This window comes from Iodobacter sp. CM08 (genome assembly GCF_033446605.1).
Lineage (GTDB): Bacteria > Pseudomonadota > Gammaproteobacteria > Burkholderiales > Chitinibacteraceae > Iodobacter.
This window is the reverse complement of record NZ_JAWQUO010000002.1, coordinates 48,305-73,989: the sequence shown is the minus strand read 5'-3', so window position 1 is coordinate 73,989 and position 25,685 is coordinate 48,305. Positions and strand designations below refer to the sequence as shown.

Annotated in this window: 19 protein-coding genes; 8 read left to right on the top strand and 11 right to left on the bottom strand. The window is 46.8% G+C overall.

Annotated elements, in window-relative coordinates; translation table 11 throughout:
• Positions 1-60: 60 nt before the first annotated feature.
• Complete coding sequence (locus tag R6242_RS01305; protein ID WP_318422929.1) at positions 61-339, bottom strand: PsiF family protein; 279 nt, start codon at positions 337-339, stop codon at positions 61-63.
• Between the two features lie 25 nt (positions 340-364).
• On the bottom strand, positions 365-2,569 hold the full coding sequence (locus tag R6242_RS01300; protein WP_318422927.1) for a patatin-like phospholipase family protein: 2,205 nt from the start codon (positions 2,567-2,569) through the stop codon (positions 365-367).
• A 54-nt stretch (positions 2,570-2,623) separates the two neighbouring features.
• Here R6242_RS01300 and R6242_RS01295 point away from each other — a divergent pair, with 54 nt between their 5' ends.
• The 3 genes from R6242_RS01295 to R6242_RS01285 all read left to right on the top strand — a co-directional run bounded on the left by R6242_RS01295 (position 2,624) and on the right by R6242_RS01285 (position 6,711).
• On the top strand, positions 2,624-3,298 hold the full coding sequence (locus R6242_RS01295) for a glycerophosphodiester phosphodiesterase (RefSeq protein WP_293932517.1): 675 nt from the start codon (positions 2,624-2,626) through the stop codon (positions 3,296-3,298).
• Positions 3,299-3,440: 142 nt separating this feature from the next.
• On the top strand, positions 3,441-4,145 hold the full coding sequence (locus tag R6242_RS01290; RefSeq protein ID WP_293932518.1) for a substrate-binding periplasmic protein: 705 nt from the start codon (positions 3,441-3,443) through the stop codon (positions 4,143-4,145).
• A gap of 259 nt (positions 4,146-4,404) precedes the next feature.
• The gene (locus R6242_RS01285) at positions 4,405-6,711 is read left to right on the top strand and encodes a Tex family protein (RefSeq protein ID WP_318422920.1); all 2,307 of its coding nucleotides are present in this window, start codon (positions 4,405-4,407) and stop codon (positions 6,709-6,711) included.
• 68 nt (positions 6,712-6,779) lie between these two features.
• Here the strand turns inward: R6242_RS01285 and R6242_RS01280 are convergent, their stop codons facing one another.
• Complete coding sequence (locus R6242_RS01280; RefSeq protein ID WP_318422918.1) at positions 6,780-7,187, bottom strand: hypothetical protein; 408 nt, start codon at positions 7,185-7,187, stop codon at positions 6,780-6,782.
• Between the two features lie 75 nt (positions 7,188-7,262).
• Positions 7,263-8,576 carry an anaerobic C4-dicarboxylate transporter gene (locus R6242_RS01275; RefSeq protein ID WP_318422915.1) on the bottom strand — a complete coding sequence of 438 codons (1,314 nt, stop codon included), beginning with the start codon at positions 8,574-8,576 and terminating at the stop codon, positions 7,263-7,265.
• Between the two features lie 186 nt (positions 8,577-8,762).
• Between R6242_RS01275 and R6242_RS01270 the strand changes: the two genes are divergently transcribed.
• On the top strand, positions 8,763-9,578 hold the full coding sequence (locus R6242_RS01270) for a flagellin (RefSeq protein ID WP_318422912.1): 816 nt from the start codon (positions 8,763-8,765) through the stop codon (positions 9,576-9,578).
• 47 nt (positions 9,579-9,625) lie between these two features.
• Here R6242_RS01270 and R6242_RS01265 read toward each other — a convergent pair whose 3' ends face one another.
• The gene (locus R6242_RS01265) at positions 9,626-10,534 is read right to left on the bottom strand and encodes a diguanylate cyclase domain-containing protein (protein ID WP_318422910.1); all 909 of its coding nucleotides are present in this window, start codon (positions 10,532-10,534) and stop codon (positions 9,626-9,628) included.
• 84 nt (positions 10,535-10,618) lie between these two features.
• Positions 10,619-14,407 (bottom strand): response regulator, encoded by a 3,789-nt coding sequence (locus R6242_RS01260; protein ID WP_318422907.1) that lies wholly within the window; start codon positions 14,405-14,407, stop codon positions 10,619-10,621.
• Between the two features lie 180 nt (positions 14,408-14,587).
• Here R6242_RS01260 and R6242_RS01255 point away from each other — a divergent pair, with 180 nt between their 5' ends.
• From R6242_RS01255 to R6242_RS01245, 3 genes are all read left to right on the top strand, one after another.
• Positions 14,588-16,219 carry a flavin monoamine oxidase family protein gene (locus tag R6242_RS01255; RefSeq protein WP_318422906.1) on the top strand — a complete coding sequence of 544 codons (1,632 nt, stop codon included), beginning with the start codon at positions 14,588-14,590 and terminating at the stop codon, positions 16,217-16,219.
• Between the two features lie 10 nt (positions 16,220-16,229).
• Entirely contained in the window at positions 16,230-17,270 is a 1,041-nt protein-coding gene (locus R6242_RS01250; protein WP_318422904.1) for a TRAP transporter substrate-binding protein, read from the top strand.
• 285 nt (positions 17,271-17,555) lie between these two features.
• Positions 17,556-18,125: a DNA-3-methyladenine glycosylase I gene (locus R6242_RS01245; RefSeq protein ID WP_318422902.1), complete on the top strand. Its 570-nt coding sequence runs from the start codon at positions 17,556-17,558 to the stop codon at positions 18,123-18,125.
• An 89-nt stretch (positions 18,126-18,214) separates the two neighbouring features.
• Here the strand turns inward: R6242_RS01245 and R6242_RS01240 are convergent, their stop codons facing one another.
• The 4 genes from R6242_RS01240 to R6242_RS01225 all read right to left on the bottom strand — a co-directional run bounded on the left by R6242_RS01240 (position 18,215) and on the right by R6242_RS01225 (position 22,605).
• Complete coding sequence (locus R6242_RS01240; RefSeq protein ID WP_318422900.1) at positions 18,215-19,867, bottom strand: methyl-accepting chemotaxis protein; 1,653 nt, start codon at positions 19,865-19,867, stop codon at positions 18,215-18,217.
• Positions 19,868-20,106: 239 nt separating this feature from the next.
• On the bottom strand, positions 20,107-21,480 hold the full coding sequence (gene yegQ, locus R6242_RS01235; protein WP_318422898.1) for a tRNA 5-hydroxyuridine modification protein YegQ: 1,374 nt from the start codon (positions 21,478-21,480) through the stop codon (positions 20,107-20,109).
• A 408-nt stretch (positions 21,481-21,888) separates the two neighbouring features.
• The gene (locus tag R6242_RS01230; protein WP_293932542.1) at positions 21,889-22,158 is read right to left on the bottom strand and encodes a DUF2798 domain-containing protein; all 270 of its coding nucleotides are present in this window, start codon (positions 22,156-22,158) and stop codon (positions 21,889-21,891) included.
• Positions 22,159-22,317: 159 nt separating this feature from the next.
• Complete coding sequence (locus tag R6242_RS01225) at positions 22,318-22,605, bottom strand: hypothetical protein (RefSeq protein ID WP_293932544.1); 288 nt, start codon at positions 22,603-22,605, stop codon at positions 22,318-22,320.
• 192 nt (positions 22,606-22,797) lie between these two features.
• On the opposite strand from R6242_RS01225, the gene R6242_RS01220 reads away from it, so the two are divergent.
• Positions 22,798-24,240 (top strand): PLP-dependent aminotransferase family protein, encoded by a 1,443-nt coding sequence (locus R6242_RS01220; RefSeq protein ID WP_318422894.1) that lies wholly within the window; start codon positions 22,798-22,800, stop codon positions 24,238-24,240.
• Between the two features lie 11 nt (positions 24,241-24,251).
• On the opposite strand, the gene R6242_RS01215 is transcribed toward R6242_RS01220, so the two are convergent.
• Entirely contained in the window at positions 24,252-25,541 is a 1,290-nt protein-coding gene (locus tag R6242_RS01215; protein ID WP_318422891.1) for an HD-GYP domain-containing protein, read from the bottom strand.
• Positions 25,542-25,685: the final 144 nt, after the last annotated feature.

The following is a 25,685-nucleotide window of genomic DNA, read 5'->3' as shown; positions in this document are numbered from 1 at the left end:
GAAGAGGGACCTCCAGCAGCGCAACTCAATAACGGCCAGACTTTGCATCTGGCCGCTGGCTTATTTCTTCAAACAAGAGCTCATAAAGGCTTTACGCTCATCACCTTTTTTACCCGTTGCGTCTTTATTGCATTGCTTCATTTTATCTTGCTGAGTCATGGGCGCTGAGGCAGGGGCCGCCTTTAAACAGCTACTCATAAATGATTTACGTGCATCGCCCTTTAAGGATTGCGTGGCTGCATCTTTATTACACGTTGCCATTTTTTCTTGCTGTGGCCCCGCATAAGCAGTGCCAACACACAGCGCCAACAAGCTAGCTACTAAACTTAATTTCAACATCGCCATCTCCCTTTAAAAAAACAAATTAAAACTGATTTCCCAGCATCAAGTAATAACGCAGTTTTTTATTATCTCCATAAGCAGCGCCTAAGTAAAAAGGCCCAAGATAGGTGTCTGCAGCCCAAAACCCTGTTACTGAATTATGCCAACCATCTTTATCATCATTTAAGGGATTGAACGTGCGGCCTGCTTCAAATGCCGCCCCCAAATAGCTGCCCCCTACGCTCAACCCTAATAGAGTCACCGGTGAATAAATCTGCGCCTTGGCGTAAATGGTGTTTTCCCCAAGCAATTCATTTTTGCGATAACTAGATAAATTTAAAAAACCACCCAGCGACTGTGAATCTGGCAAAAATGGCGCGTCTTTATGCGAATAATGGCCGCGTACAGCAAAGTTGCCTCTTACACCCCCCACAGAAAACGCATGCTGAGCATCTAAGATCACTCGGCCATAGGGCTTAAAATCACCTTGCCCTTGTAAAGCATAATAGGAAGATAGATGAAATAAATTGCCCTTTGAGGGAAAATTAAGATTATCTAATTGATCATAATACATACTCATACGAACACCGTAATCCCCCATAACATCATAGGAGCCTAGGTTTTCTCCGATTTGCTTTACTGCATCATAATGCTGATACGCCACACCTAAGCGCACCTCACCAAAGCGCGTCAAACTTGATCCTAAATCAATACCAATGCCTGATTGTGTATAGCGATATTGAGCGATATTTTCGCCATTCCTCCAGATAGAAACAGGGCTAGATTTAAACTGAACAGAGGGTGCAATAAAAGCATAACCATCTAATTGCAATGGCTGATAAAACTCTGATTGAAACTCCATTGTGTCCCCAACCCTAAACGAGTTTTTCCACTCTGCCCCTAAAGAATTAATCCACGTACGGCGGTACATGCCCGTTAAGCTATATGGATTATTACCTTCAAAATCAGTCCCCATTCCCAAACCAAAGGAAAGAAAATTAGGTCCCCAATCTTTTTCTATTGGAATTAAAGTAAGACGCTGCGCACCATCGTGATCTGTAAGCTCATAATCTAACTGAGAAAAATCTCCTCGAGCGTAGACTTCAGATAAGCGCTTATGAAAAATCTCTGACTCTAATGGTATGCCAATTCGCACATCAACCGCTTCTTTCAAAACGTCAGGATTAATTTTGCGCATAGGCGTTACTTCAACCATTTGCACAGGCTGCGGTGCCATTTTTTTAGCTAATCTTTGCTGTTGCCAAGCTTTATATTCTGCCTCAGGCAAAGCATATTTACTCAACTGATATAAGCTGAGCGTTGCGGCCTCTTCTCCCTTGCTAATCAAATCTTTACCACGTTTAAAATCAGAAGAACTTAAGCCACCTAAATTAGGCGTAATCAAAATATCACGTGAAGTAAGGCTATCTAATTGCGGCTTTACATTTTGTGCCACCATTAAGCGCGTATATTGATCGGCAGTACTTAAAATACTATTAATGTCTTCTCTATTTAAAGGCTGAGCGCCCACATCCACGGCAATAATCACATCAGCACAAAGTGAGCGGGCTACATCCACCGGCACATTTCTCGCCAATCCCCCATCCACTAATAAACGCGAACCTTGAGCAACCGCAGGAAACAAGCCTGGCACTGCCATGCTTGCCCGCATGGCGGTTACAATATCCCCATCTTTTAGTACTACCATTTCACCGTTTTCAATATCAGTCGCCACCGCCCGATAGGGAATCGCTAGCGCATCAAAAGATGAAATCGTGCCGCCAAAAGTCATTTCACGTAGAAATAATTCAATTTTTTGTGTGCTAATTGCAGCAGAAGGCAGAGCCACTTCGCCAGAATCTCTAAGCCCCAACTCAATGCCCACTAAATTGAGCTTATCATCTTGTTTTTTACGAATAGCGCTTAATTGCCTAGGTAAACTAGAGCTTAATAAATCATCCCAATTGGCATCCGTTGCTCTTTTTTCCATTTCAGCCGGTGTGCGGCCTGCAGCGTAAGCACCCGCAACTAAGGAGCCAATACTGGTCCCCACGACGCAATCAATAGGGATTCGTGCTTCTTCAAGTACCTTCAATATACCGATATGGGCCAAGCCACGTGCGCCGCCGCCGCCCAGCACCAAGCCAATACGAGGACGATCTGCTGCAGAGGCAAGCTGCGATAGGCCCATCACTGCTAATAAACAAATAATGCCGGATTTATTCAGAAAACTTCTAGCACGAAGCATGCACCGCATCCTATTATTGAAACATCAATTTTTTTCAAGAGTGTAACCCATTCTATGTTGCGACTTGCACATCGCGGTTTACACCGTACAGCCCCAGAAAACACGCTTGCAGCCTTTGCATTAAGCTTAACGGCAGGTTTTAAGGGAATAGAGACGGATGTTAGGCTGGCCGCCGATGGCGAAGCCATTTTATACCACGATAGAAATGCCCCAAATGGCATAGCGGTAGCAGCATTAAGTCGGAATGAATTGTCTCATTTAGCCGGCTATTTAGTCCCTACTTTAGCCGAAGCGCTCGATGCATTTCCAGATGCTTATTGGAATATTGAAATAAAAACCCCATCCGTATTACCTAGCTGCATGAGCATACTAAAAAACTATGTTGATCATCACCAGCTGCTTATCACCTCTTTTCGCCATGAAATTATAATAAGTGTAGCTAAAGAATTAAAAATTGATTGCGGCTTGCTGATTGCTCACCGCCCAGCACAAATCCACGAACTCCTCCTCTCTGCTTTACCCTACCCACGTTTACGTACCTTAGTGTGGGATTACGAAGCCCTAGACAATGAGTTAATCCAACAAAGCCATGCGCAGGGGTTTAATAACTTTGCCTATGGCGCACAAACAGAAGCCGAGCACCTTATTTGCCAAACGTTTTCCTTACAAGGCATTATTACTGACTATCCAGAATTTATTGGCTTAACGCCTCCAATCGCACGGCAATAAGCCATATTGCTGGCGCTGGGCAAACAAAACCCACCGTTCTTATTTTTTAATGAGTTAGGTGAATAAAATGCGTTTAATAACTCGTAATTGCATATTAAATTTACTGTTAATCGTTAGCCCTCATCTTTTTGCTGCTAATGATATGATTAAAATTCGCCTTTCCAATCAAGAATGGGCTCCCTATATGGGGAAGAATTTAGCTTCTTATGGTATTTTTTCTAAGCTAGTTTTAGAGGCCTTTGCCCGAGAAAATGTTCAAGTTAGCTATGAGTTCTACCCCAATAATCGCACCTTAGAAGTGGCACGCAAGGGGATTTTAGATGGTAGCTTTGGCTGGGCCATATCGGCAGAGCGGCAATTAGATCTGCTTTATACCGATCCCGTTCTTTCTGCCAATATGGTTTTCTTTGAGCGCGTAGGTGCAAAAAAAAAATGGGAAAAGCTCAGTGATTTAAAAAAATCACGCATTGGCATTACTTTAGGCAATTTTTATTCTGAAGAATTTGCTCAACTCCAAAAACAACATGTATTAATAACGGATACCGGCACAGATGATATTACTGGCTTTCGCAAACTGCTTGCAGGTCATATTGATCTGTTTCCTATCGATGTAGAAGTAGGGCAATATTTATTGCAGCAAAATTTCCCCGCAGATAAACGTGCACAAATTACCTGGCAGAAACAAGCTTTTTGGATCGCCCCAATGCATGTGGTTATTTGGAACAAACACCCCCGTGCTGAGGAACTAATCGCCCGTTTTAATCTAGGCTTAAAAAAAATGAAGGACACTGGTGATTTTCAAAAAATTCTTGATGAAACTCGCAAGCAAATTAATCAAGAAAAATAAAGAAGAGGCTAAATTCACTCTCTTTTCTAGGGGCCTCAAAAAATCTATATTGCTAAATAAGACAGCACTTTAAAAAATAGACGCTGCGTATGTTTGATATGTAAGGAGATTTTTTTAAAGCAGAACGCAGTATTATGAGATCAGATGGGGTTTTCGAGGTTACCTTCTGTGCTTTTTGTAGATGCAAAATTGTTCTACATAACATCAGTGAAAAAAGCCGTAAAATGCAGATCTTCATGCCCTTATTAGAATCTGCCTTATGCTGCCTTCAATTCACCAACGTATTGCCAGCGAAATCGCCTGCCGCCCCGCCCAAGTTGCAGCGGCAGTTCAGCTATTAGACGACGGTGCCACCGTTCCTTTTATATCCCGCTACCGCAAGGAAGTGACCGGCGGGCTGGATGACACCCAGCTGCGTAATCTGGAAGTGCGCCTTAGCTATCTACGTGAATTAGAAGAGCGCCGTAGCGCCATCATCAGCAATATCACCGAGCAGGGCAAGCTTAGCCCAGAGCTAAATATCCAGCTGCTTAGCGCCGATAATAAACAGCGCTTAGAAGACCTCTACCTGCCCTTCAAACAAAAACGCCGCAGCAAAGCACTCATCGCCAGAGAAGCGGGCCTCGCCCCGCTGGCCGAACAGCTGCTGGCTAACCCTAATCTCAATCCAGAACACGCCGCCAGCACTTTCCTGAATGCAGATATCACGGACACCAAAGCGGCGCTAGAGGGCGCGCGCGCCATTTTGATTGAGAGCTTTAGCGAAGACGCCGAGCTCATTGCTAAGCTGCGTAGCCATTTGCATAGCCAAGCCAGCAGCAAAACAACCGTGATTGAAGGCAAGCAAGAAGAAGGCGCTAAATTTACCGATTATTTTGATTACCATGAAAAAATATCAGCCATGCCATCGCACCGTATTCTCGCGATTTTGCGCGGCAGAAACGAAGGCATTCTGCAATTATCGGTGCTGCTACCCGAAGAATTAGAGGCTGCTAGCCTGCGTAATGCGCCCCCAAATAGCTGTGAAATGCGCATTGCCGAGCGCTTTGGCGTGCAAAACTTAGGCCGCCCTGCCGACAAATGGCTGAATGACACCGTACGCCAGAGCTGGCGCACTAAAATCTTTACTAGCTTAGAGGCGGAGCTGCTCAGCCAGCTGCGCGAGCAGGCCGATATTGAGGCCATTAAAGTATTTGCCAGCAATATGAAAGACCTGCTGCTGGCCGCGCCTGCAGGGCCCAAAGTCACCATCGGTCTAGACCCTGGGCTGCGTACTGGCGTAAAAGTAGCCGTGGTAGACCGCACTGGCAAGCTACTCGATATCGCAACGATTTATCCGCACGAGCCGCGCAAAGCGTGGAACGAGTCGCTCGCGACCCTTGCTGCGCTAGCCAAAAAACACCGCGTAGAACTCATCTCAATCGGCAATGGCACGGCCAGCCGTGAAACCGACAAACTGGCGATCGAGCTGATCAAGCTACTGCCTGAGCTGGCGATGCAAAAGCTGGTGGTGTCTGAAGCGGGGGCTTCGGTTTACTCTGCGTCTGAGCTAGCTGCTAAAGAATTCCCTGAGCTGGATGTCAGCATACGCGGTGCGGTATCCATTGCTCGACGCTTGCAAGACCCGCTGGCCGAGCTGGTTAAGATCGACCCCAAAGCCATTGGCGTGGGCCAGTATCAGCACGATGTAAACCAAAACGAGCTAGCCAGAATGCTGGATACCGTGATCGAAGATTGCGTGAATGCGGTGGGGGTAGATGTGAACTCAGCATCAGTGCCGCTCTTGACCCGCGTCTCTGGGCTCACGGCCACTATGGCGGCCAATATTGTTAGCTATCGCGATCAGCACGGCGCTTTTGCTGAACGTAAAGCACTGCTAAAAGTGCCACGTATTGGCGATAAAAGCTTTGAGCTTGCAGCAGGATTTTTGCGCGTGATGGTGGGCAGTAATCCGCTAGATGCTTCAGCGGTTCACCCTGAAGCCTATCCACTGGTGGAAAAAATCATTGCTAAGGTCGGTAAAAATATCGGCCAGATTATTGGCGACAGCACGCTGCTTAAAAGCCTGAATCCAAACGAGCTGGCCGATGCGCAATTTGGCGTACCCACCATCGAAGATATTCTGAGCGAGTTAGAAAAACCTGGCCGTGACCCGCGCCCAGAGTTTAAAACCGCCAGCTTCGCTGAAGGCGTAGAAAAAATTTCCGACCTAAAGCTAGAAATGGTGCTGGAAGGCGTAGTGACCAATGTGACCAATTTTGGTGCGTTCGTGGATATTGGCGTGCATCAAGATGGCCTCGTGCATATCTCGGCACTGGCAAACCGCTTTATTAAAGACCCGCGTGAAGTGGTTAAAACCGGTGACGTGGTAAAAGTGAAAGTGCTAGAAATCGACGTGCCACGTAAACGCATTGCGCTCACCATGCGCCTAACAGATAGCGCCGCGCCAAGCACAGATATGCCTAAGCAAAGCATGACACCCAAGGATAGAAAAATAGTGGAGCGCCAGCCAGAGGCCCAAGGCGCAATGGCAGCAGCATTAGCTGCATTAAAAACCAAGCGTTAAAACCTAAATGCTAGCTTGGGCTAATCCGCCCAAGCTAGCAACAATGGCGTATTTAAAGCCAGTTGAAGCTAAGCCGTGGTGGCTAAGCCAGCGCCTGGCTCAGTATCCCCGACTGAAGAAATGGCCTTATAACTTGCCAAGGCATTTTCAATTCGTAGCGTTTGTTTGGGATTGAACGGCAGATCTTGTTTAATCAACGCTAGCTGAGTCCCGTAGATAGCAGGCGCCATCCAAATTTGCGACATCATCAATTGATTTTCTAGTGACTGACTAGCGGTGGTATTTCTAGCTTGCTCATCTAAGCGTATAGGTGCGCTGGCCACTTGAAAAGAGCGTTGGGTAAGCTGCTGCACCTCATTCTCTGCCTCGACGCGAGCAGCCATACTTTGCAGGCGAAACTGCTGCTTATGATGTGCAACATCAAGTTGATTGCGCGGGCTCCTAGCCGGAGCTGAGATTTGTATTTGGGCATCCATAGCCCACATCTTCAGCGATTTTTCTAAAGACCGGCCAGTTAGAATTACCCAGCATTAAAGGTAATATTCTTTGTATTACAAGAGGATACGTGCCAATGCGAAACCAGACCCCACGGAAACCGTTGAACAGACTAGCCCTGGCAACATAAAGCTATGATTCAGTAAATATTTGCCAATTCGTGTTGTACCCGTCCGATCAAAATTAATTGCCGCAATCACGGTTGGATAATTAGGGATAAAAAAGTAACCATTAACACTAGGAAACATGGCAATCAGCGCTGGGGCAGGTATGCCTAAGGCGATTCCCAAAGGAAGTAAGGCACGGATCGTTGCCGCTTGCGAGTACAGCAAGATCGACATACCAAACAAGGCAAAAGAGAATAACCAAGGTTGTGCTGTCACAATCTCTTTTACTGAGCCAGAAAACAGCGCCATATTGGCGTGAATAAACGTATCTCCCATCCAAGCCACACCAAAAATCCCAATCACAGCAGCAGAGCCCGCGCGGAATACCGATCCCTTCACCACCTCATCTGGCTTTACTTTGCAGAACAATAAAATCAGCGCAGAAGCAGACAACATCACAATTTCAATCGCTTGAGACATCTCAAGCTGCACGCTTTTACCCGCCACATCCCAACTAGGGCGCAAGGCTGGAAAAGTACCTAGCATCACCACCGAAATCACCGCAAGCAGAAAAACCCATACCGAACGGCTAGCCTCTTTAGGCAGCAGTACTTGTTCTGCCTTTTGCAGCGCTTGAATTTCACCCCGCTCTAATTTTTCGCGGTAAATCGGATCAAGCTGTAATTCGCAGCCTTGTCGGCTTGCTGCAAACGCCCCAGCCAAGGTCCCCAATAGCGTGGCTGGAATAGCAATCTGTAAAATATCGCCCAAATGAATCCCAGCAGGGGAAAGCAAAGATAGCAATGCCACCGTTGCCGCAGAAATAGGGCTCGCCGTAATGGCGGCTTGTGATGCAATCACCGCAATAGATAAAGGCCGCTCAGGCCGCACCCCCGATTCATGCGCAACTTCGGCAATCACCGGCAATACGGCGTAGGCAACGTGGCCAGTGCCTGCAAAAAGAGTAAAGCAATAAGTCACCAAGGGCGCATACAGGGTGATGCGCTTAGGATCTTTGCGCAGCAGCTTTTCGGCAATGCGCACCAAAAAATCCATCCCACCTGCGGCTTGCAAACACCCTGCCGTGGTGATCACGGCAAGAATCATAAGCATTACATCAATGGGGGCCGTGGTGGGTCGCAAACCAAAGATAAATACCAAGATTGCCAAGCCTAAACCGCCCATCACCCCAAGGCCGACTCCAGAGAGCCTTGCCCCAAGTAAGATGGCAGCAATAACTACCAAAAACTGTATAGCAATCACAATAAATATCCTTATAAAATTCCAATAAGCATACTGCCATGCCCATGCTGAAACTCTAATGAGGTAACGCAAACCTATTCCAAATTTTAATCGAGTGACCACAGGTCTGTGTTATGGCGTGCGATGATTGAAGCTATTCGCGGAGCAGAGTATGGTTAAGTAGGAACTTCTGTTGGAGAACACGTCATGGCTATCGGTATATCAACTAACCTGCCCTCGCTTAATGTGCAAAATAGCTTAAGTGGTACACAAAAAGCACTCGGCAATACGCTTAGTGAGCTTTCCTCTGCGCAGCGCAGCACAACAACAGACCCTGCTAGCACCATCCTGATTGAGCAGTTTGCGGCACAAATTGCCGGCAGCAATCAGGCTAGATCTAACCTTAATGATGGCATTTCACTCACCCAAGTTGCCGATGGTGCACTTGAAAGCCTGCAAGATAATACCCAGCGTATCCGTGAGCTATCTGTTGCTGCGGGCAACGATAGCCTCAGCAGCCAAGATCGATCCGCCATTCAAGAAGAAGCCAATCAACTGGCTTTATCTAATAACGATATCGTAAAAAACAGTAATTTTAACGGCCAATCTTTGCTGCAAGGCCAGGGGAATTTAAATTTTCAGGCGGGTGCTAATGCGGGAGACCAGTTGTCTATTTCAAGGCCAGATCTTACTCAACTCAATAGCAGCTCAGGGCAAATCAATTTATCCAGTGCCGCATCTGCTGGGCAGGCGCTATCTAGGCTGGATAGTGATTTAGCCTCGGTTTCTAGTGCCAGATCCGATTATGGTGCAGTCAGTAACCGACTCACGGCAAGCGCCGCCAATTTGCAAAACCGCGCAGAAAACCTTTCCGCAGCAAAAAGCCGGATTGCAGACACAGATTACGCAGCCAGCACCGCAAACCTAGCGCAGCAACAAATCCGCGCACAAGCCAATACCGCAGTGCAGGCGCAAGCAAACGCAGCCCCGCAACAAGTATTGTCTTTGCTTAAACCCGCTTAGGTTTGATTTGCAACGGTGCTGATCCATAAACCTTATCTAGGTAAAGCCTAGATCAGCGCCAGTTCATCTTGCACCACACAATTGCGGCCCGATGTTTTGGCAATATAAAGCTGAATATCTGCGCGCTGATACAGATGACTTGGGTCTGTGCCATTAGAAACTGCAACGCCAACACTCACCGTCACAAATTCAGAGATCGTTGAGGCTTGATGTGGCATTGCTAATGCTTGCACCGTTTGCCTGATACGCTCCGCCACCACATACGCGCCTGCTAAGGTTGTTTCTGGTAACAAACACGCAAACTCTTCACCACCGATGCGGGCAGTTAAATCAGCGGGGCGGCGTAGCTCGGTAGTAATCACCGCAGCAATACGTCTTAGGCACTCATCCCCTGCGGGGTGTCCATAGCTATCGTTGTATCGCTTAAAAAAATCCACATCGATTAAAACCAAGGAAAGTTGCCCACCCTGCCTTTGTAATCGCTGTGCCTCTTGTTTTAAAGCCTCATCAAAATGACGACGATTGGCTAGCCCAGTTAAAGCATCGGTAATTGCAAGACGATGCAAAAGCTCTCTGGTGCGCTTCATTTCAAGCTGATTGCGAATACGCGCCTTAATACTCAATGCTCGGCAAGGCTTCACAATATAATCAGCACCGCCTACGGCAAAGCCTTTTTCTTCTTGCTCAGGATCGCCCAAAGACGTCACAAAGATCACAGGAATATTGGCGCAAAGAGGATCATCTTTGATTCTTTCACAAATAGCATAGCCATTCATATCCGGCAGCATCACATCTAATAAAATGAGATCCGGTTTAGGCAACTCTTTCATTGCAATTAATGCGTCATGGCCGCTTACGGCAAATCTCAGCTCATATTGATCATCCAGCATGGCTGCCAACATTTCAATATTACTAGGCTCGTCATCGACAATAAGAACAATAGGCTGGTGAATCAAGACAAGCTCCAATACATTAGACGACTTCAAACTTGGTCATAAACTTTAAGAGCCCGATGCTCCACGCTCATTAACTTAAATAACTTATCCAAAATTACTTTTTATATCAAAGGATTGCAACGCATTCCTTGCCGCTTGAAAATCTAGCTGATCCAAGGCTTGTGCCATCACCAGCGCCTTACTTTTATTAAGCTTACGCAAGCTCGTTTGTAGCTCTAAAAAGCACTTACGCGCACGCAAACTTCTTACCCTAAGCAGCTCGTCTAGCTCACTCACTCTTACCAAGGTAAGCTCTTCGCCGCCACTTGGCACTTCAACAAGCAACTCATCCGAGCCCTTCTCCCCTAGCCAGGCATCAATACTTGCCACCACCACGGCCAGTGCGGTATTTAATTCAGTCAGCAAGGCATCTACCTCGGTATGCCCAAGGTGCAGCTGATCTTCTAATTTTTGAGCTAAATGATAGACAGGTAAAGCTTCTAATGTACCAGCCACGCCTTTAAGAGAATGAGCCAAACGCTCCGCCTCAAACAGCTCCCCTTTCGTGAGCAAGAGCAGTAGCCGTGGGGCTGTATCGGCGTATTGATCACGCAGCCTAGGTAACATGCGTTTTAATAATGCCAAACTACCTAGACGCTCTAAGGCCTTATCTAAACCAAGGCCTGCCAGCTCGGGCAGGGCCTCTGCTACATGATCAGTAGCGAATAACAAGTTTGTGTCGCTCACATTACTTCCTATCCAACGTAACAAGACTTTCAACAGATGCTGAGGATTGATGGGTTTTGCCAGATGGTCATTCATCCCTACTTCTAAGCAACGACGGCGTTCTGCATCCATGGCATGCGCAGTTAAGGCAATAATGGGTAAATCTACTGGGGATAATTTCATCCGAATAATGCGCGTTGCCTCCATACCATCCATTTCAGGCATTTGCACATCCATTAAAATCACATCGTATTTTTTTTTCTGCTGCAAAATAAGGTCAACCACCTCACGCCCATTATCAACGGAATCCACTACCGCGCCTAAGGAGCTTAATAGAGCCGTACTCATTTCACTTAATAATGGAGTATCTTCTGCTAATAAAATACGCATCCCCAGTAATGGCTCAGATTTAGGGGAAAGTATCATTTTTGAAATGGCAGCGTTGTTTAATTCCAAACTAGATTCTATTGTCGCATATAGTGAATGCGCAATAATAGGTTTACTTAAAGAATAAACAGGGGAATGCGGAACCCAACGGTTCATTATTTCATCATGACTTAATACAGAGGTCAGAAAAACCGTCGCCATTTTTGCACGGATATCCCATATTTTTTGCACCGCCTCTATATTCGTATTTTCTAATACATAAGCATCAATAATGAGCACATCATAAGGCTGCTGCACCCTTTCTAGCTCCTGCACTACTTCAACAGCAGTGCAAACACTTTTAACTTGCACGCCCATTTTATCTAAATACAAACACAACTGAATTCGTGTTGCCGTATGTGCTTCGGCCAGTAAAACTCGGCGCCCTATATATTGAGGGATGAGCATTGCAGCTTGATTACTTTGTTTTAAACAAAGTGAAAATTTAAAACTAGATCCTCTTCCAAGCGTGCTATCAACACTAATCCCCCCACCCATAATATGCGCCAACTGCTGGCTAATCGCCAATCCTAGGCCCGAGCCACCAAAGCGCCGAGTGGTGGATGAATCTGCCTGAGTAAAAGGCTGAAACAAACGGTTTAATACCTCAGGACTAATTCCAATTCCTGAGTCATGAATACTAAAATTAAACTCAAATTCTTGATTGCCTTTATTACAACAAGACACTGCTAATTCAACCTCGCCCGACTCGGTGAATTTAATCGCATTATTAATTAAATTAAGTAATATCTGCCCTAAACGCAAAGAATCACCAATCAGCCACTGAGGTGCATTCACATCCACACTATAAACCAGTACCAATTTCTTTTTTTCTGCCTGAATAACACCAACACCCGCTAGATTTTCTAGTAAGAGGAATAAATCAAATGGTGATTCTTCTAACTCTAATTTACCCGCTTCTATTTTTGAAATATCCAAAATATCATTAATCACCCCAAGCAATAAATTAGCCGATGATTGCACCTTTGCCAAGTAATCTCGTTGCCTATTGGCGAGAGGCGTATCAAAGAGCAAATGGGTATAACCCAGAATTGCAGTTAAAGGCGTTCTTATTTCATGACTCATATTGGCTAAAAAATCGCCTTTAACTTGCAAAGCGGCTTCTGCCTGATCCCTCGACACAACTAATTCTGCTGATTGAGCTCTTAATAAAACACTGGCATTTCTAAATACCAATAAGCTTTGTGCCATAACAGAAATTTCGTCTCGACCACTGGTGTTAATTTCCACATCCAAATGCCCATCGGCAATATTCTGCATATTGCTAGACAAATTGACTAATCTGGAGCTAATCCTCCTTCTGATATAAATAGAACCAATTCCAAGTGATATCAGCAAACTAAAAAATGTAAGCCCAGCCAAAAGCCATGTACTTTTAGTTAATCTCTGTGATAGCGTTGACATTTCTCCATTTAGCTCATGTTTTAGTGCATATTCAGTTGATTGTGCTTGATTAACGAGTAATTGAGTAGCCATCTGATTTTTTATAATAAGCTGCTGTAATTCATTATCTAACTTAATTTTTTTAAAGCTAACAGAAAACACTCCATCTTCTGCCTCGGCTAAAAGAATCAGACTATATAGCTCACGATGTAAATTTTTCAATTCATCGCTATGTTTAATTTCAAGCAAGGTTTTTTTAGCCTTAGCCGTAGCCTGCTCAAACATTTTTTTTATTTCTTCTAAGCGAATTAAACTTTGTGCGTTTGCAGCTTGGGCAATTAAACTAGCTAGCAGCACCACATCGCCCCGAAAATGCTGCACAGCACTTAAAGATGCCACCTGCTCAGCGACTAAAACCACCACGGCATTGGTGGAATCAAGCGTGATTTGATCACTGCGTGAAATCATTTTTAGAGTGGTTTGACTAATTAAGGGCACTAAAACCGCATCAAATGTCGCCACCGATCGTGCAACCTCCCGTCTTACATCAAGCAAAGGGCGATGCAAACTTGCCGCTAAGTTTTTTCCAGCCTCTTGAGCTAAAGGATCAGCGTGCAGTAAATTGGCTTGCATGCCCGCAAGTAAACTCATACCCCGTTTTGCCAAGCCCGTTTCACCTTGCTCACTAACCACCGCGGCCAAACGAAAGGCCTCAGCCCGCGCCTGTTGTAAGGCATGCAATTCTGAAAATTCGGTATCAATCAAAGAATGGACGGAGGCACCTGCAGCAATCGATGCTCGCCTCGTTGCCGAGAGCAAATCTGCATTTTTAGCCAGCAAAATAGGATCAATCGCCTGCAAAAATCGCTGCTGAGCGTCACCCGTGTTTTGCAAAATAATATTTTTTCGCTCGCTCAACAGCAATTGCTGAATCACCAGCTCATCCGTTGGAAGTACATTTTTTGATAATTCAAGTACTAAGGTAGTCAGCGTTTCAGCATCTTTTGTGCGGCTCAAGGCCAAAGCATCAATTTGCTTAGGTAGATCTGATAGCGCTAGCTGAACGCGGGATAAGGCGCTGTCTCGGGCTGGCAAATTTTGGGCATTCGCAAGGCTAGCTAGCGCGGATGAAAACTCCAAGCTACTGGCCTCTAAACGTGCGGAAGCAATCGCTGCAGGGAAGCTTTGTTTAGAAACCACCGAGTACGTGCTATCTACAGAATGAAACGCCCATAAAGCAGCGCCCGATGCAAATAACGTCGTTGCAGCAACCACACCAAAGGCTAAGCGAAGGCGCAGCGCAATCGACTGCCTAAATAATCGTTGTTGTGTGGGCATTACCCCCATCTCCAGCAAAACAGCCTAGGTTTCATTTCACTTTCTTGAATATTAATCTACCGAATAGAAACATTCTTTAAAATTTCCAATACCTTACATGTAAATGAGATATATGATTTTAAAATCATCTTTACATGCGCTATGACGTCAATTATGTGTAACCGTTATCTGGAGCCAAACATGCTAAACGCTTCGCTTATGTTCGCAAATATTCCCAGCAAGCAACCATCATTACGGGCAGCATATGAAGCTTGGCTTAAAGCTCGCGCAGCACAGCCTAAAATTGAAAAGCAAACTAATGCCAATCAATTAAGAGTGGGTATTATTGGTGCGGGCATGGCGGGGCTGTATGCGGCTTTATTGCTTAAAAGTCGGGGGATAGATTGTCATTTATATGAGGCACACCCCACTCGATTAGGCGGGCGCGTGTATACCCATCGCTTTAATCATGAACCCAATCAATATTTTGAAGCGGGTGCAATGCGCTTGCCAGAAACCCCTGAGCAACAGCCAGTATTTGATCTAATTGGCTTTTTAAATGAACAAGGAGCTCCCGAATCTAATATCGAGCTTATTCCTTATAATTTATATGATCCAAGTGGCAACTTAGTGTATGTCAATGGCAAGCGGGCTTTTAGTGGCTCCACGATGACTTTGGATTACGCCAATCAGCATCCAGAAGCGCTTGGCTTTAAGCTGCCACCCGATGAGTGTAACAAAACAGCCTCACAGCTACTTGATGAAGTGCTGCAACCCTTTTTCGACTTACTAGAAGTCGATTTCGACTTAGGCTTTGCCAAAATTGTGCAGTACGATAATTACTCGCTCTATACCTATCTAACAGAAATTGCAGGCTGGAGTATGGAGAAAGTTAATTATGTAGAGGTCATGACCTCGGCCACCAATCAGTTTCACAGCAGCTTTACCGAGCTGGTGATTGAAAGCATGGATTTTTCTGGTGCTAAATGGCGCACCATTGCCAATGGCATGGATAGGTTGCCTAATGCTTGTGCCCAGTTAATGGGTGAAGACGCCATTTCAATGGATACTCCTGTTCGGCAAATTGAAAATCTGACGGATGGCCGCGTTGCGGTGCATTACGGTGATGTGGGCGAATTCGCCATTTTTGACCGCGTTATTATGGCAATTCCACCTGCGGCACTGCGCATGATAGACACCCCACAGTGGTCTCCCACCAAGATGCAAGCGATTCGTGCTATGCATTACGAACCTTTGTATAAAATTGGCTTACGCTTTAAAACGCGTTTCTGGGAGCAGGTAGCACACCCCGCTATGGGCGGGCAGTCTGCCACGGATTTACCGATGCGCTGGTGCGTTTATCCCTCCTACGGCCTTGGCGATTCGGGAGCCGGTGTGCTGCTGCTGTATTCATGGATGAGTGATGCCTACAACTGGCTGCCTCAAAGCCAAGAAGAACGAATACGGCTGGCAATCAGAGATTTACAAAATCTCTACCAAGATACGGTGGATATAGAGGCCGAGTTTATCGAATCCTATGATGTGGCTTGGCCATCCGAATGGGCCACAGGGGATGCGATGTTTTTCCCAGGGCAATTTAGGCAGTTATTTAATAGCGCTCGGCAACCGGAGCAGCACATTTACTTTGCGGGAGAGCATTTAAGCGTGCATCACACTTGGATTGTGGGCGCTTTAGACTCTGCGCTACTCGCCTGCCAACAGCTACTGGGTGATGACTCACTCAGCCCATTGCGCGCCAGCGCCATGCCCGCCCTCAGCCCACATCAGCACGACTACAGCAAATGTGCCGCCGCCCCCGTGTTGCAGCGCTAAGGATTCCGAAATGTGGACTAAATTAACCATCATCGTAGCACTGCTCCTCAGCCCTCACCTTCACGCCGAAGAAGAGCCCGCCGCCGAGCCACTTAAAGCCATTGGCTCTTGGAGCATGCTGAGCCAGTTTAAAGATTATGAAAAACCTTTCTGGACCGAGCAACTCCCCAAGCAAAGCCAAGGCAGAATCAAAGTAAGCCTTAACGCGTTTAATGATGTGGGCTTAAAAGGCAGCGAAGTCTTGCGCTTGATGAAGCTCGGGATGACTGACTTTGGCACCACCATCTTGGCGTATATCTCCGAGCAAGATCCACGGGCAGAGGCTGTGGATCTTGCTGGGCTAACCATCAATGCTGAGATGGAGCGCAATGTAGTTAACAGCTACCGCCCCGTGCTCGAGCAGTATTTTGAACAAAAGCATGGCATTAAAGTACTGGCGATGTGGCCCTATTCTGCCCAACTCTTAATGTGCAATAGCCCAGTTAAAAACCTAGAGGGGCTAAAGGGCAAAAAAGTACGCGTTAGTATGCGTACCACCAGCGATCTCATCGAAGCCTACGGCGCAATCACGCTCAGTATTCCTTTTGATCAGGTATATAACAAAATGAAAGATAAGCAACTAGATTGCCTAATTACTTCGGCGCTAGCCGCCCACACGGCGCACTTTTATCAAGTGGCCACGCATATCTACAATCTGCCGCTAGGCTGGAGCGTGGTGATGCTTGGGGTAAATCAAGCCTCATGGGCAAAGATTGAAGAACGTGATCAAAAAAATATTGAAACAGGTATCAAAAAGCTCGCGGATGACCTGTGGCAAGCCGCTGATACCCAAACGGCCTTGGGGATCGCCTGCAACACGGGAAAAAACTGCAGCCTTGCCGAGCAAGGATCAATGACGCTCATCACCCCCAGCGCAAACGATGAAGCGCGATTAGCCAAAACAGTAAAACAAGTTGTACTTAAGCGCTGGGCCGAGCGCTGCGGCAAAGAGTGTGTGAATGAATGGAATAAAAGCATAGGAAAGTTGCTAAACATATCCTTAGTGGAATAGCTGTGTGCTTTTGATCCCCCGCGTGCCTGACTGAAGTCATGGTTCGCCATTCTTTATCAGCTTTAAAATCGCCGAATAACACAGTATCTTTACAAAACAATGACCGTTAAGTAGCGGCGCACAAAAAATAATCAGTTCTATTTATCTTCAAATAAACAGCAACTTAAGCACAACATCAACAGCTTATCCACAGCACAGCACTTGGTTTTAGGGGATAAAACCCAAGATATCCACAAGCCCCTCTAGTAAGCTGCAGTGAATCACTCATCTCATCCCTTGGACACCATGCCTCTTCTTTTAAACCGCTGCGCTTGGTGCAGCGACGATCCGCTCTACCAAAACTATCACGATCATGAATGGGGCGTACCGCTGCATGATGATCAAGCACTGTTTGAGTTGTTATGCCTAGAAGGCGCGCAGGCGGGGCTATCGTGGATCACCATCTTAAAAAAGCGTGCTCACTACCGCCTAGTATTTGATGGTTTTGACGCGCAGAAAATGGCCAACTACGACGCAGAAAAAGTCGCTAGCCTGCTGAGCGATGCAGGCATTATCCGTAACCGTGCCAAAGTGGCGGCTTTTATTGGCAACGCCACAGCTTATTTGAAACTTCGCGAAGAAACAGGCTCGTTTGCAGATTTTCTGTGGCAGTTTGTAAACCACCAAACCATCATCAGCCACTGGACAAGCCCTAAAGATGCCCTTGCCACCAGCCCTGAATCGGAAGCCATGAGCAAAGCGCTTAAAAAACGCAGCTTTAAATTTGTTGGCCCCACCATTTGCTACGCTTTTATGCAGGCTAGCGGCATGGTGGATGACCACAGCCCCGATTGCTGGAAGCGTCACCCTAGTTAAGAGCGGAGTAGCAATCAAGTTGAGATAAGAGGCCTCTATGAGGCGCTCTTTAAAAATCCAAACAGAAGAAAATTTGAACCCACAGTTACTTAGAGTTTGAAGCGCCCAACCACCAAGCGCAACTCACCCGCCAGCGCATTTAAATTAGCGATAACAACGCGGGCTTCTTGCAAAGAGGCATTACCCTCTAGTGCCATGGCGCTGATTTTTTCTGCAGAGCGAGCCATTTCAGTGGTTGCCGCTGACTGCTCATTGGCCGACTTAGCAATATCTTGGGTGCGCATAACCACTTCTTGCATCCGCTGGCGAATACTGCGAATTTGTAGCGAGGCCTCACCCGCCAAGCTTGCCCCGCCACGCACAGCACTATACGTGCTGCCCATACTCGTCACCGCCTGCTGCGATTGCTCACGCATGGCACCTATCATTTGCCCAATTTCTACGGTTGCTTGACCGGTGCGTTCCGCTAGCTTTCGCACCTCATCCGCCACCACCGCAAAACCACGCCCCTGCTCACCGGCTCGGGCAGCCTCAATCGCTGCATTGAGCGCTAATAAATTAGTTTGATCCGATATGTCTTTAATTACGCCAACAATGGTACTGATCTGCTCTGAGCGTTTATCCAGCGCATTCATTACAGCGGACAATTCTTCTACATGCGCGGCCACTCGGGCAATTTCATCAGCCACCCGCTCCACTGATTGCGCCGATTCCTCAGATAAATGCCCAGTACTCTGTACAACCTCATCCGCCTCACGGGTATTGGAAGCAATTTGATTAATACTATAGGTAATAGATTCTATGGTGTTTGCTGCGGATGCTGCCATATTACTCTGAGTATTAGCGTCACTAGACAAGGTTTGCGCCAACTCATCAATGCTGCGTACCCCCTCCACCAGCTTCACCGTTTCTTGCTGCACACTCAGAAACATCGTCCTGAGCTGTGACATAAACGTATTGACATGCAAAATAATTTCGCCGATTTCGTCTTGTGACTGCACCGGCAAGCAGATGGTTAAATCCCCATTGCCCTGAGTCAGGCTTTGCATCATGTCGCGTAATCGGGTTAGAGGCTTAGAGATTAAATTACCTAGTAAGGCAGACACCACTACAGCCAGAGCCAACATCACGGCCCCCGTTAGCACCGCGCTTAGTGCCGCCTTTTGCACCGAAGCGGCGATCACATCCGCATTCATATCGGCACAGGCCACATATGGCAAGCCTTTAGAGGTTTTAAGCGGCAAGATAATCGAACGCAAGTGCCCATATATTGGGTCATCTGTTTCTATAAATTGCGCCTTGCCTGTTTGTAAGGCCAACAAGACAGCGGGCTCTTCAGCCGGTACATCGCTTGGTTTAAGGTAGAAGTCAAATTGTTTATCGGCAACTTGGGCCTCAGCCATAGAGGCTTGGGTATAAAACACTTTGCCATCGATCACAGTAAAGCCATAGATATACATCACATCCATAAAGTGGGCCGCTTCGGTCAATAAAAGCGATTCACGCCGCTTGGCGGCAAGATCAACCTTACTTCTGTCTGGCAATGTATCGGGGTAATCGCGCCCAATAATATAAACATAGGCTTGAGCCGCAGCGGTCAGCTGAGCATCCACCTTATTTAAGGCCGCTTCACGGGTGAGTATCACTTGCTTAGCAGTGAAAACACCAATGGTTAGAAATGAGACTAGCAAAAAGGCCAGTTGCAATTTGAAGCGCAAATTAATACGCGAAAAAAAATTCATTTATGCCACCCCTATTGTCAACAGCAGCTTTAACGATAGCTTAAGTGCAGGGAGTGGCAAGGTATTAGATTAGACTTGGCTAATTTAATTAATGACTCAATAAAAAAGCAATCGGCACGCCTAGGGGCTGTTAGTGTTTGATTCACAACTGCGCTAAGACGAAAATCCAGCACGGATACTGGATCTCCGACTAAAACCCTCAGAGACGACGACTTACTCAGATCGCTCCTCAGTATTTATCACAAGGCAGCCATTTCTTCCGTGGTAAATAAGCGTGAAATCAAAGACTTTTCAAAGCCCTCTTCCATAGGAATAGAGATTTTCACGCCATTGCCTGCGGCGATATCGCAAGGCTTGCCGCTTTTATCACGCATTTCTGCCAAGGTAATAATCCGATTACCACTTGGGTGAATGATTTCTAGCTGATCGCCAACGGCAAAGCGATTTTTCACTTCGATTTTAGCCCAGCCATCTTTAATACTAATCACTTCGCCCACAAACTGGCTTTGTTTGGCTTTGGAATGGCCATCCAGGTAATTTTGCGCCTCGTGGGTGTAATGACGCTGATAAAAGCCATCGGTGTAACCACGGTTGGCCAAGCCATCTAGATCTGCCAGCAAGGCTGGGTTAAACGGACGCCCCGCCACCGCATCATCAATCGCTTGGCGATACACCTGAGCAGTACGCGCCACGTAGTAAAGCGATTTAGTCCGGCCTTCAATCTTTAGCGAATCCACACCAATCTTGCTGAGGCGCTCAATATGCTGCACCGCACGCAGATCTTTGGAATTCATAATATACGTGCCGTGCTCGTCTTCCAGAATCGGCATCAGCTCATCGGGGCGGCTTTGCTCGGCGATCAGATAAGTTTTATCAGCAGCAGGGTGGCGCTCAGCACCACCACAGGCGGCAAAGCTTTGATTGGCTTCTTCCATCGCCTTATTAAAATCAAACTGAATCACTTGTGGTTTTACATCGCCAGCGTCGTCTTCCACCGTGTCATTCATTTTGTAATCCCAACGGCAGGCATTGGTACAGGTGCCTTGGTTAGGATCGCGGTGGTTAAAGTAGCCAGATAAAAGACAGCGGCCAGAATACGCAATACACAGCGCGCCGTGTACAAACACTTCTAATTCCATATCTGGGCAAAGCTGACGGATTTCTTCGACTTCATCAAGACTCATTTCACGGGATAAAATCACCCGCTCCAGCCCCATCGATTTCCAGAACTTCACCCCAGCATAATTCACGGTATTAGCCTGCACCGAAAGATGGATGACCTGCTCTGGCCATTTCTCCCGCACCATCATAATCAGGCCTGGGTCGGCCATGATCAGCGCATCGGGTTTCATGGCGATCACTGGCTCCATATCCGCTAAATAAGTTTTTACTTTGGCGTTATGCGGCAGGATATTGCTGGCAACAAAGAATTTCTTGCCCCGCTGATGCGCCTCAATAATCCCCTGGCCGATTTGTTCAAGCTTAAATTCATTATTACGTGCGCGCAGCGAATAGCGCGGCTGGCCGGCGTAAACCGCATCAGCGCCAAAATCAAAGGCAGCACGCATTTTATCTAAAGTGCCAGCGGGGAGGAGAAGTTCAGGGGCTTTCATGGGTGTAGTGTCTCGTGCGGCCTGAATTATGCAATTCAAGCGAGGAAAAACCGCGATTATAGCACGGTCTTCTTTGCCTATTTTTTAATCAGCCGCAAAAAAACATCTGAAAACAGCAGCTTAATAGGCTTATCCACAAGCCATCCACGGACTTACAGGGTTATTTATTGGATAATAAAATGCGTTGCTTAAAATTTAAGCAACGCAAAAAAAACCTGCCAGAGCAAGGACTTGGCTAACTTGTCCACAGGACGTACACAGCCTTGTTCGCCCTGAACGGGGATAAGCGGTAGAAATAACGGCTAGAGGCTCAGCGAAACAAGCGCTGAGCCCCAGCTACAGCACGCCATACAAGGCTAATTTACTCAGCTTGGCAACAAAACCATCACAATACCAGCGTCTTAAAAATTAGTTCTTTACCAGCAAAACCGTTAGCTTTTTTACCAAGGGCAGCACCAATAAAAGCGTAGGAAATGCAACTAACCAAGACAGGCCCCATGCACTAGGCCATAGCTCAAACAGCCGATAGCTAAAGCCAACACCACGTAAAGTACTAATCAGAGAAACAACGCAGGTCATAAAAATAGAAAGTAAAAAAGGCAGCACAAAGTGCGCGTACTTAGCCGGAACTTTTAGCCCAGCTTTTGTAGCAAGAGAGGAAGAATTTGAAGATTTCATAGCAGACTCCATAAGCCGAACAAGCAAGCGCCCTCTTTTTGCTAATAGCAAAAGAGACAAGCACCGGACATGTCCGGCGGCTTTGGCGCGTTGATTGACGTAAACGCTTACGGCAAATCAAGAGATGATTTACGCAATTATCATATCAAAACATAAATATCACTGCAATAGACTTACCCATTGTTGAATTTTCCAAGTCCAGCGCTTAATCAACAATGGGGGGGTATAAATTATAAAAACACTATCCCCTGTGCAGCTCACCCAGCCAGCCTCTTCAATCAGGAACGCCTCACCCTCTGCTAACATCACAGTTTGAGGCAGCAATAACTCTCCCAAGTAATGCGATGTAAGTTGCAGGTGCAGCTTGCCATGCTGCACTACAATCTGTGTTCCAGCTCTCAAATAACCACGTAGCATCTGCCCTTTGCGTAATAACTGCTTTTCCATTGCGAAGCCCCCATGTAGAGCAAGCCATTTTATTGCGTAGCTAAATGCAAAAACAGCGACAAGATAGGGGTATCTGCTACGCAGCAGAAGCCTAAAATACACGCTGTTATGCTGTGATTTTTAGCCATCTATATCTATGGCAAAGGCATGATTTAAAGCATGATGGTCTTAAGATAAAAAGCAGAGGCAGCTATGGATTATCTTTATCAGCGTTGGGCCGCACATTATCTGGCCGCTATCGTGGCAGGTACACTCAAGGTTAGCGAGCGCATGCCATCCCTAAGGGAACTGATGCGCCTGCATGGCATCAGCCTCTCTACCGCTTTGCAGCTCTGCCGCCAGCTTGAATCAGATGGCTATCTAGAGGCTAGGCCACGCTCTGGCTATTTTGTTCGCCCACGCATGCAAATCAAACCCGTTACTGAGCCACAGCTGAATGTCGATCCAGCGCAATATGTGGGGATTCACGCCCGTGTTTCAGATTTTATTGCGCGAGGTAGGTTACAGCCCATTAAGCATAATTTTTCAGTAGCACGCTGCTCTCCCGATCTATACTCAGGCGAAGCACTTAAAAATGCTGCCATACGGGCGCTGCGGCAAACGCCCAATCTATTTGTTAATGCGGTCCCCAATAAAGGAGAGTTAGCATTCAGATCGGTGCTGGCCAAACGTGCCATGAAAATGGGAGTGCTCATCTCACCCGACAAGGTACTTGTCACCCACGGCTGTATCGAAGCATTGAATCTGGCGCTAAGGGCTGTGGCTCAACCTGGCGACACCATCGCGGTAGAATCGCCCACCTTCTATGGCCTATTACAGGTTTTAGAAACCTTAGGCATGCAGGCGATTGAGATTCCCACCAGCCCGCAAACCGGCATTTCTATTGAGGCGCTGGAGCTGGCTTGCCAGACTTACCAAAATATTAAAGCCGTGGTGGTGGTGCCACATTTGCAAAACCCGCTGGGCAGCATCATGCCCGAGGCACATAAAGACCGGCTGGCCGCATTGTGCGAAGCACGCAATATCCCGTTGATCGAGGACGATACCTATAGCGAGCTGGTAAACGATGACATCACGCTGCGGGCAATTAAGGCGCGGGATAAAACCGGCAATGTGATTTACTGCGCGTCGCTACATAAGATTTTGGCCCCCGGCATGCGCTTAGGCTGGATGACAGGTGGGCGCTGGCAGGCGCGAATTGAGATGCTGAAATATGCCCAAACCCGCGATAATGAGGCGTGGTCGCAGATTGCCGCTGCAGAATACATGGCATCCAGCGCTTATGATCGGCATTTACGTCAATTACGCAGCACGCTTAAAACCCAGCGTGAACGCACAGCGGAGGCGATTGCCCGATATTTTCCGGCGGGAACACGGCTAAATATGCCCAATGGTGGGCTAGCCTTATGGGTAGAGCTACCTGGGCAGTTGTCTTCAAAGCGGGTATTTGATGCGGCACTGAACAAAGGAATATTGATTGCGCCTGGGCTGATGTTTTCTAACTCTAAGCGCTTTGAGCACTTTATTCGCATTAACTGCGGCTGGCCATTTAGCCCAGAAATTGATCGCGCTTTGCAAAGCCTAGGTGAATTAATTAGCGCCATGAGCAACAACACTGCCGAACTAGCCTACTAAGCCCACTAGGCTTAGATTTCTCTTAGCTGCGCAATTAAATCTTTTAAGGCCTCTTGGGTAACGCCATCTAAGCTAGGTGCTCGCCGCTCAATTTCATTGGCTAAATCAAACAACATCCATTCCATTTCGCTCAGCATGGCCTGCAATTCCGCCAGCATTTCTGGGTCGTTTTCGCCAAAGGCATAAATCATTTTTACATCATCAGGATTTAACCCAGCCTGTAAAATCAAAGAGCGAATACTATCCATACGCTCAAATAAAAAACTCAGCGGAGAGTGGCTCACCCCGCCTGCTTTTACCTGCCCTTCTAGCATGGTATGCAAAGCCATCCATGCTTGCAGCAAGTCCGCAATATGAGCTAATTGTAAAGAAGCATCTTTACTCACCACCGGATAAGTCACCTCATGCGGCGATGAGCGCAGCAAATCACGTAACACTCGCACCGCCGCTGGATCAAAGCGGCATTGATTCAAAGTAAAGAGAACATCCAATCGTGGCAAATCAAACCGGCGTAATACGGCATCAGAAACATCAGCAATGGCAATAATCTGTGCCAGCGAGTGAATCGCTTCTTTACGTAAACCATAGGGATAGCCACTGCCATCTAGCCGCTCATGGTGGTGCAAAATAGCCTGTGCAGCGGCAATAGGAAACTGTGGTAAAGCATGCACCAGTACATAACTTGTAATCGGGTGAACGTGAATATAGCGCCGCTCTTGTGGCGTAATATGGTGGCCCTTGGTGAGAAGCTCTGGATCGGTATGCATCTCGCCTAAATCATGGCACAAAGCAGCTAAAGCGAGGGATTCATACTCAGCAGAAGATAAGTCCAGCTGCTGCGCCATCGCATTCGAAACAATACACATTCTAAGTGCGTGCTCAAATAACTCAGGCCGCTGATCTTGCATCACCGTTAGCCTAAATCGAATTGGCATCGGCAAAGATAATGCCGCGAGCTGATGCTTAATGGCTAAAGGATCACCCGCTCTAGTCAGCAACCTAGCCAAAGTTGCATCTTTTTCTAGTATTTTTCCAACCTCAAAAGCCAGCTGCCCACCATCAACAGGCCGATCTGTTACCAAGAGTTGGTCGATCGGCGTGGCTAATTTGTGCTTAGCCAAAAGATCAAATTGGCGACTATTAATCTTCGCCCCCTTGGCCAGCAGCTTCATCCCATTGGCGGCAAAAATATCTTGGTCCGCAACCACATCACGGTGATCTCCCATTTGCATAGCTGCACGCACGTAGTGAGGGTTTTCATCGGGCAATTCAGATAACTGAGATAAAGGGTCTGCCGTCATGATGGTGCAATTTAGCAAGAAGACTTCACTAGTCTAGGTCATTTAAAACCTTACAAAAACTTATCTTATTTAAATCAGATTGAATGCCCGATAGCCTTTCCCCATCGTCGCTAATGCCCCTAAATTTTGCTAGCAATAACACGT

Bases quoted from the DNA above. Each gene is read 5' to 3' on its own strand.
- R6242_RS01225 (WP_293932544.1), bottom strand. From the start codon at position 22,605: ATGGAAAAGCAGTTATTACGCAAAGGGCAGATGCTACGTGGTTATTTG.
- R6242_RS01230 (WP_293932542.1), bottom strand. From the start codon at position 22,158: ATGAAATCTTCAAATTCTTCCTCTCTTGCTACAAAAGCTGGGCTAAAA.
- R6242_RS01260 (WP_318422907.1), bottom strand. From the start codon at position 14,407: ATGCCCACACAACAACGATTATTTAGGCAGTCGATTGCGCTGCGCCTT.
- R6242_RS01300 (WP_318422927.1), bottom strand. From the start codon at position 2,569: ATGCTTCGTGCTAGAAGTTTTCTGAATAAATCCGGCATTATTTGTTTA.
- R6242_RS01220 (WP_318422894.1), top strand. From the start codon at position 22,798: ATGGATTATCTTTATCAGCGTTGGGCCGCACATTATCTGGCCGCTATC.
- R6242_RS01290 (WP_293932518.1), top strand. From the start codon at position 3,441: ATGATTAAAATTCGCCTTTCCAATCAAGAATGGGCTCCCTATATGGGG.
- R6242_RS01285 (WP_318422920.1), top strand. From the start codon at position 4,405: ATGCTGCCTTCAATTCACCAACGTATTGCCAGCGAAATCGCCTGCCGC.
- R6242_RS01255 (WP_318422906.1), top strand. From the start codon at position 14,588: ATGCTAAACGCTTCGCTTATGTTCGCAAATATTCCCAGCAAGCAACCA.
- R6242_RS01270 (WP_318422912.1), top strand. From the start codon at position 8,763: ATGGCTATCGGTATATCAACTAACCTGCCCTCGCTTAATGTGCAAAAT.
- R6242_RS01250 (WP_318422904.1), top strand. From the start codon at position 16,230: ATGTGGACTAAATTAACCATCATCGTAGCACTGCTCCTCAGCCCTCAC.
- R6242_RS01305 (WP_318422929.1), bottom strand. From the start codon at position 339: ATGTTGAAATTAAGTTTAGTAGCTAGCTTGTTGGCGCTGTGTGTTGGC.
- R6242_RS01240 (WP_318422900.1), bottom strand. From the start codon at position 19,867: ATGAATTTTTTTTCGCGTATTAATTTGCGCTTCAAATTGCAACTGGCC.
- R6242_RS01295 (WP_293932517.1), top strand. From the start codon at position 2,624: ATGTTGCGACTTGCACATCGCGGTTTACACCGTACAGCCCCAGAAAAC.
- yegQ (WP_318422898.1), bottom strand. From the start codon at position 21,480: ATGAAAGCCCCTGAACTTCTCCTCCCCGCTGGCACTTTAGATAAAATG.
- R6242_RS01215 (WP_318422891.1), bottom strand. From the start codon at position 25,541: ATGACGGCAGACCCTTTATCTCAGTTATCTGAATTGCCCGATGAAAAC.
- R6242_RS01280 (WP_318422918.1), bottom strand. From the start codon at position 7,187: ATGGATGCCCAAATACAAATCTCAGCTCCGGCTAGGAGCCCGCGCAAT.
- R6242_RS01245 (WP_318422902.1), top strand. From the start codon at position 17,556: ATGCCTCTTCTTTTAAACCGCTGCGCTTGGTGCAGCGACGATCCGCTC.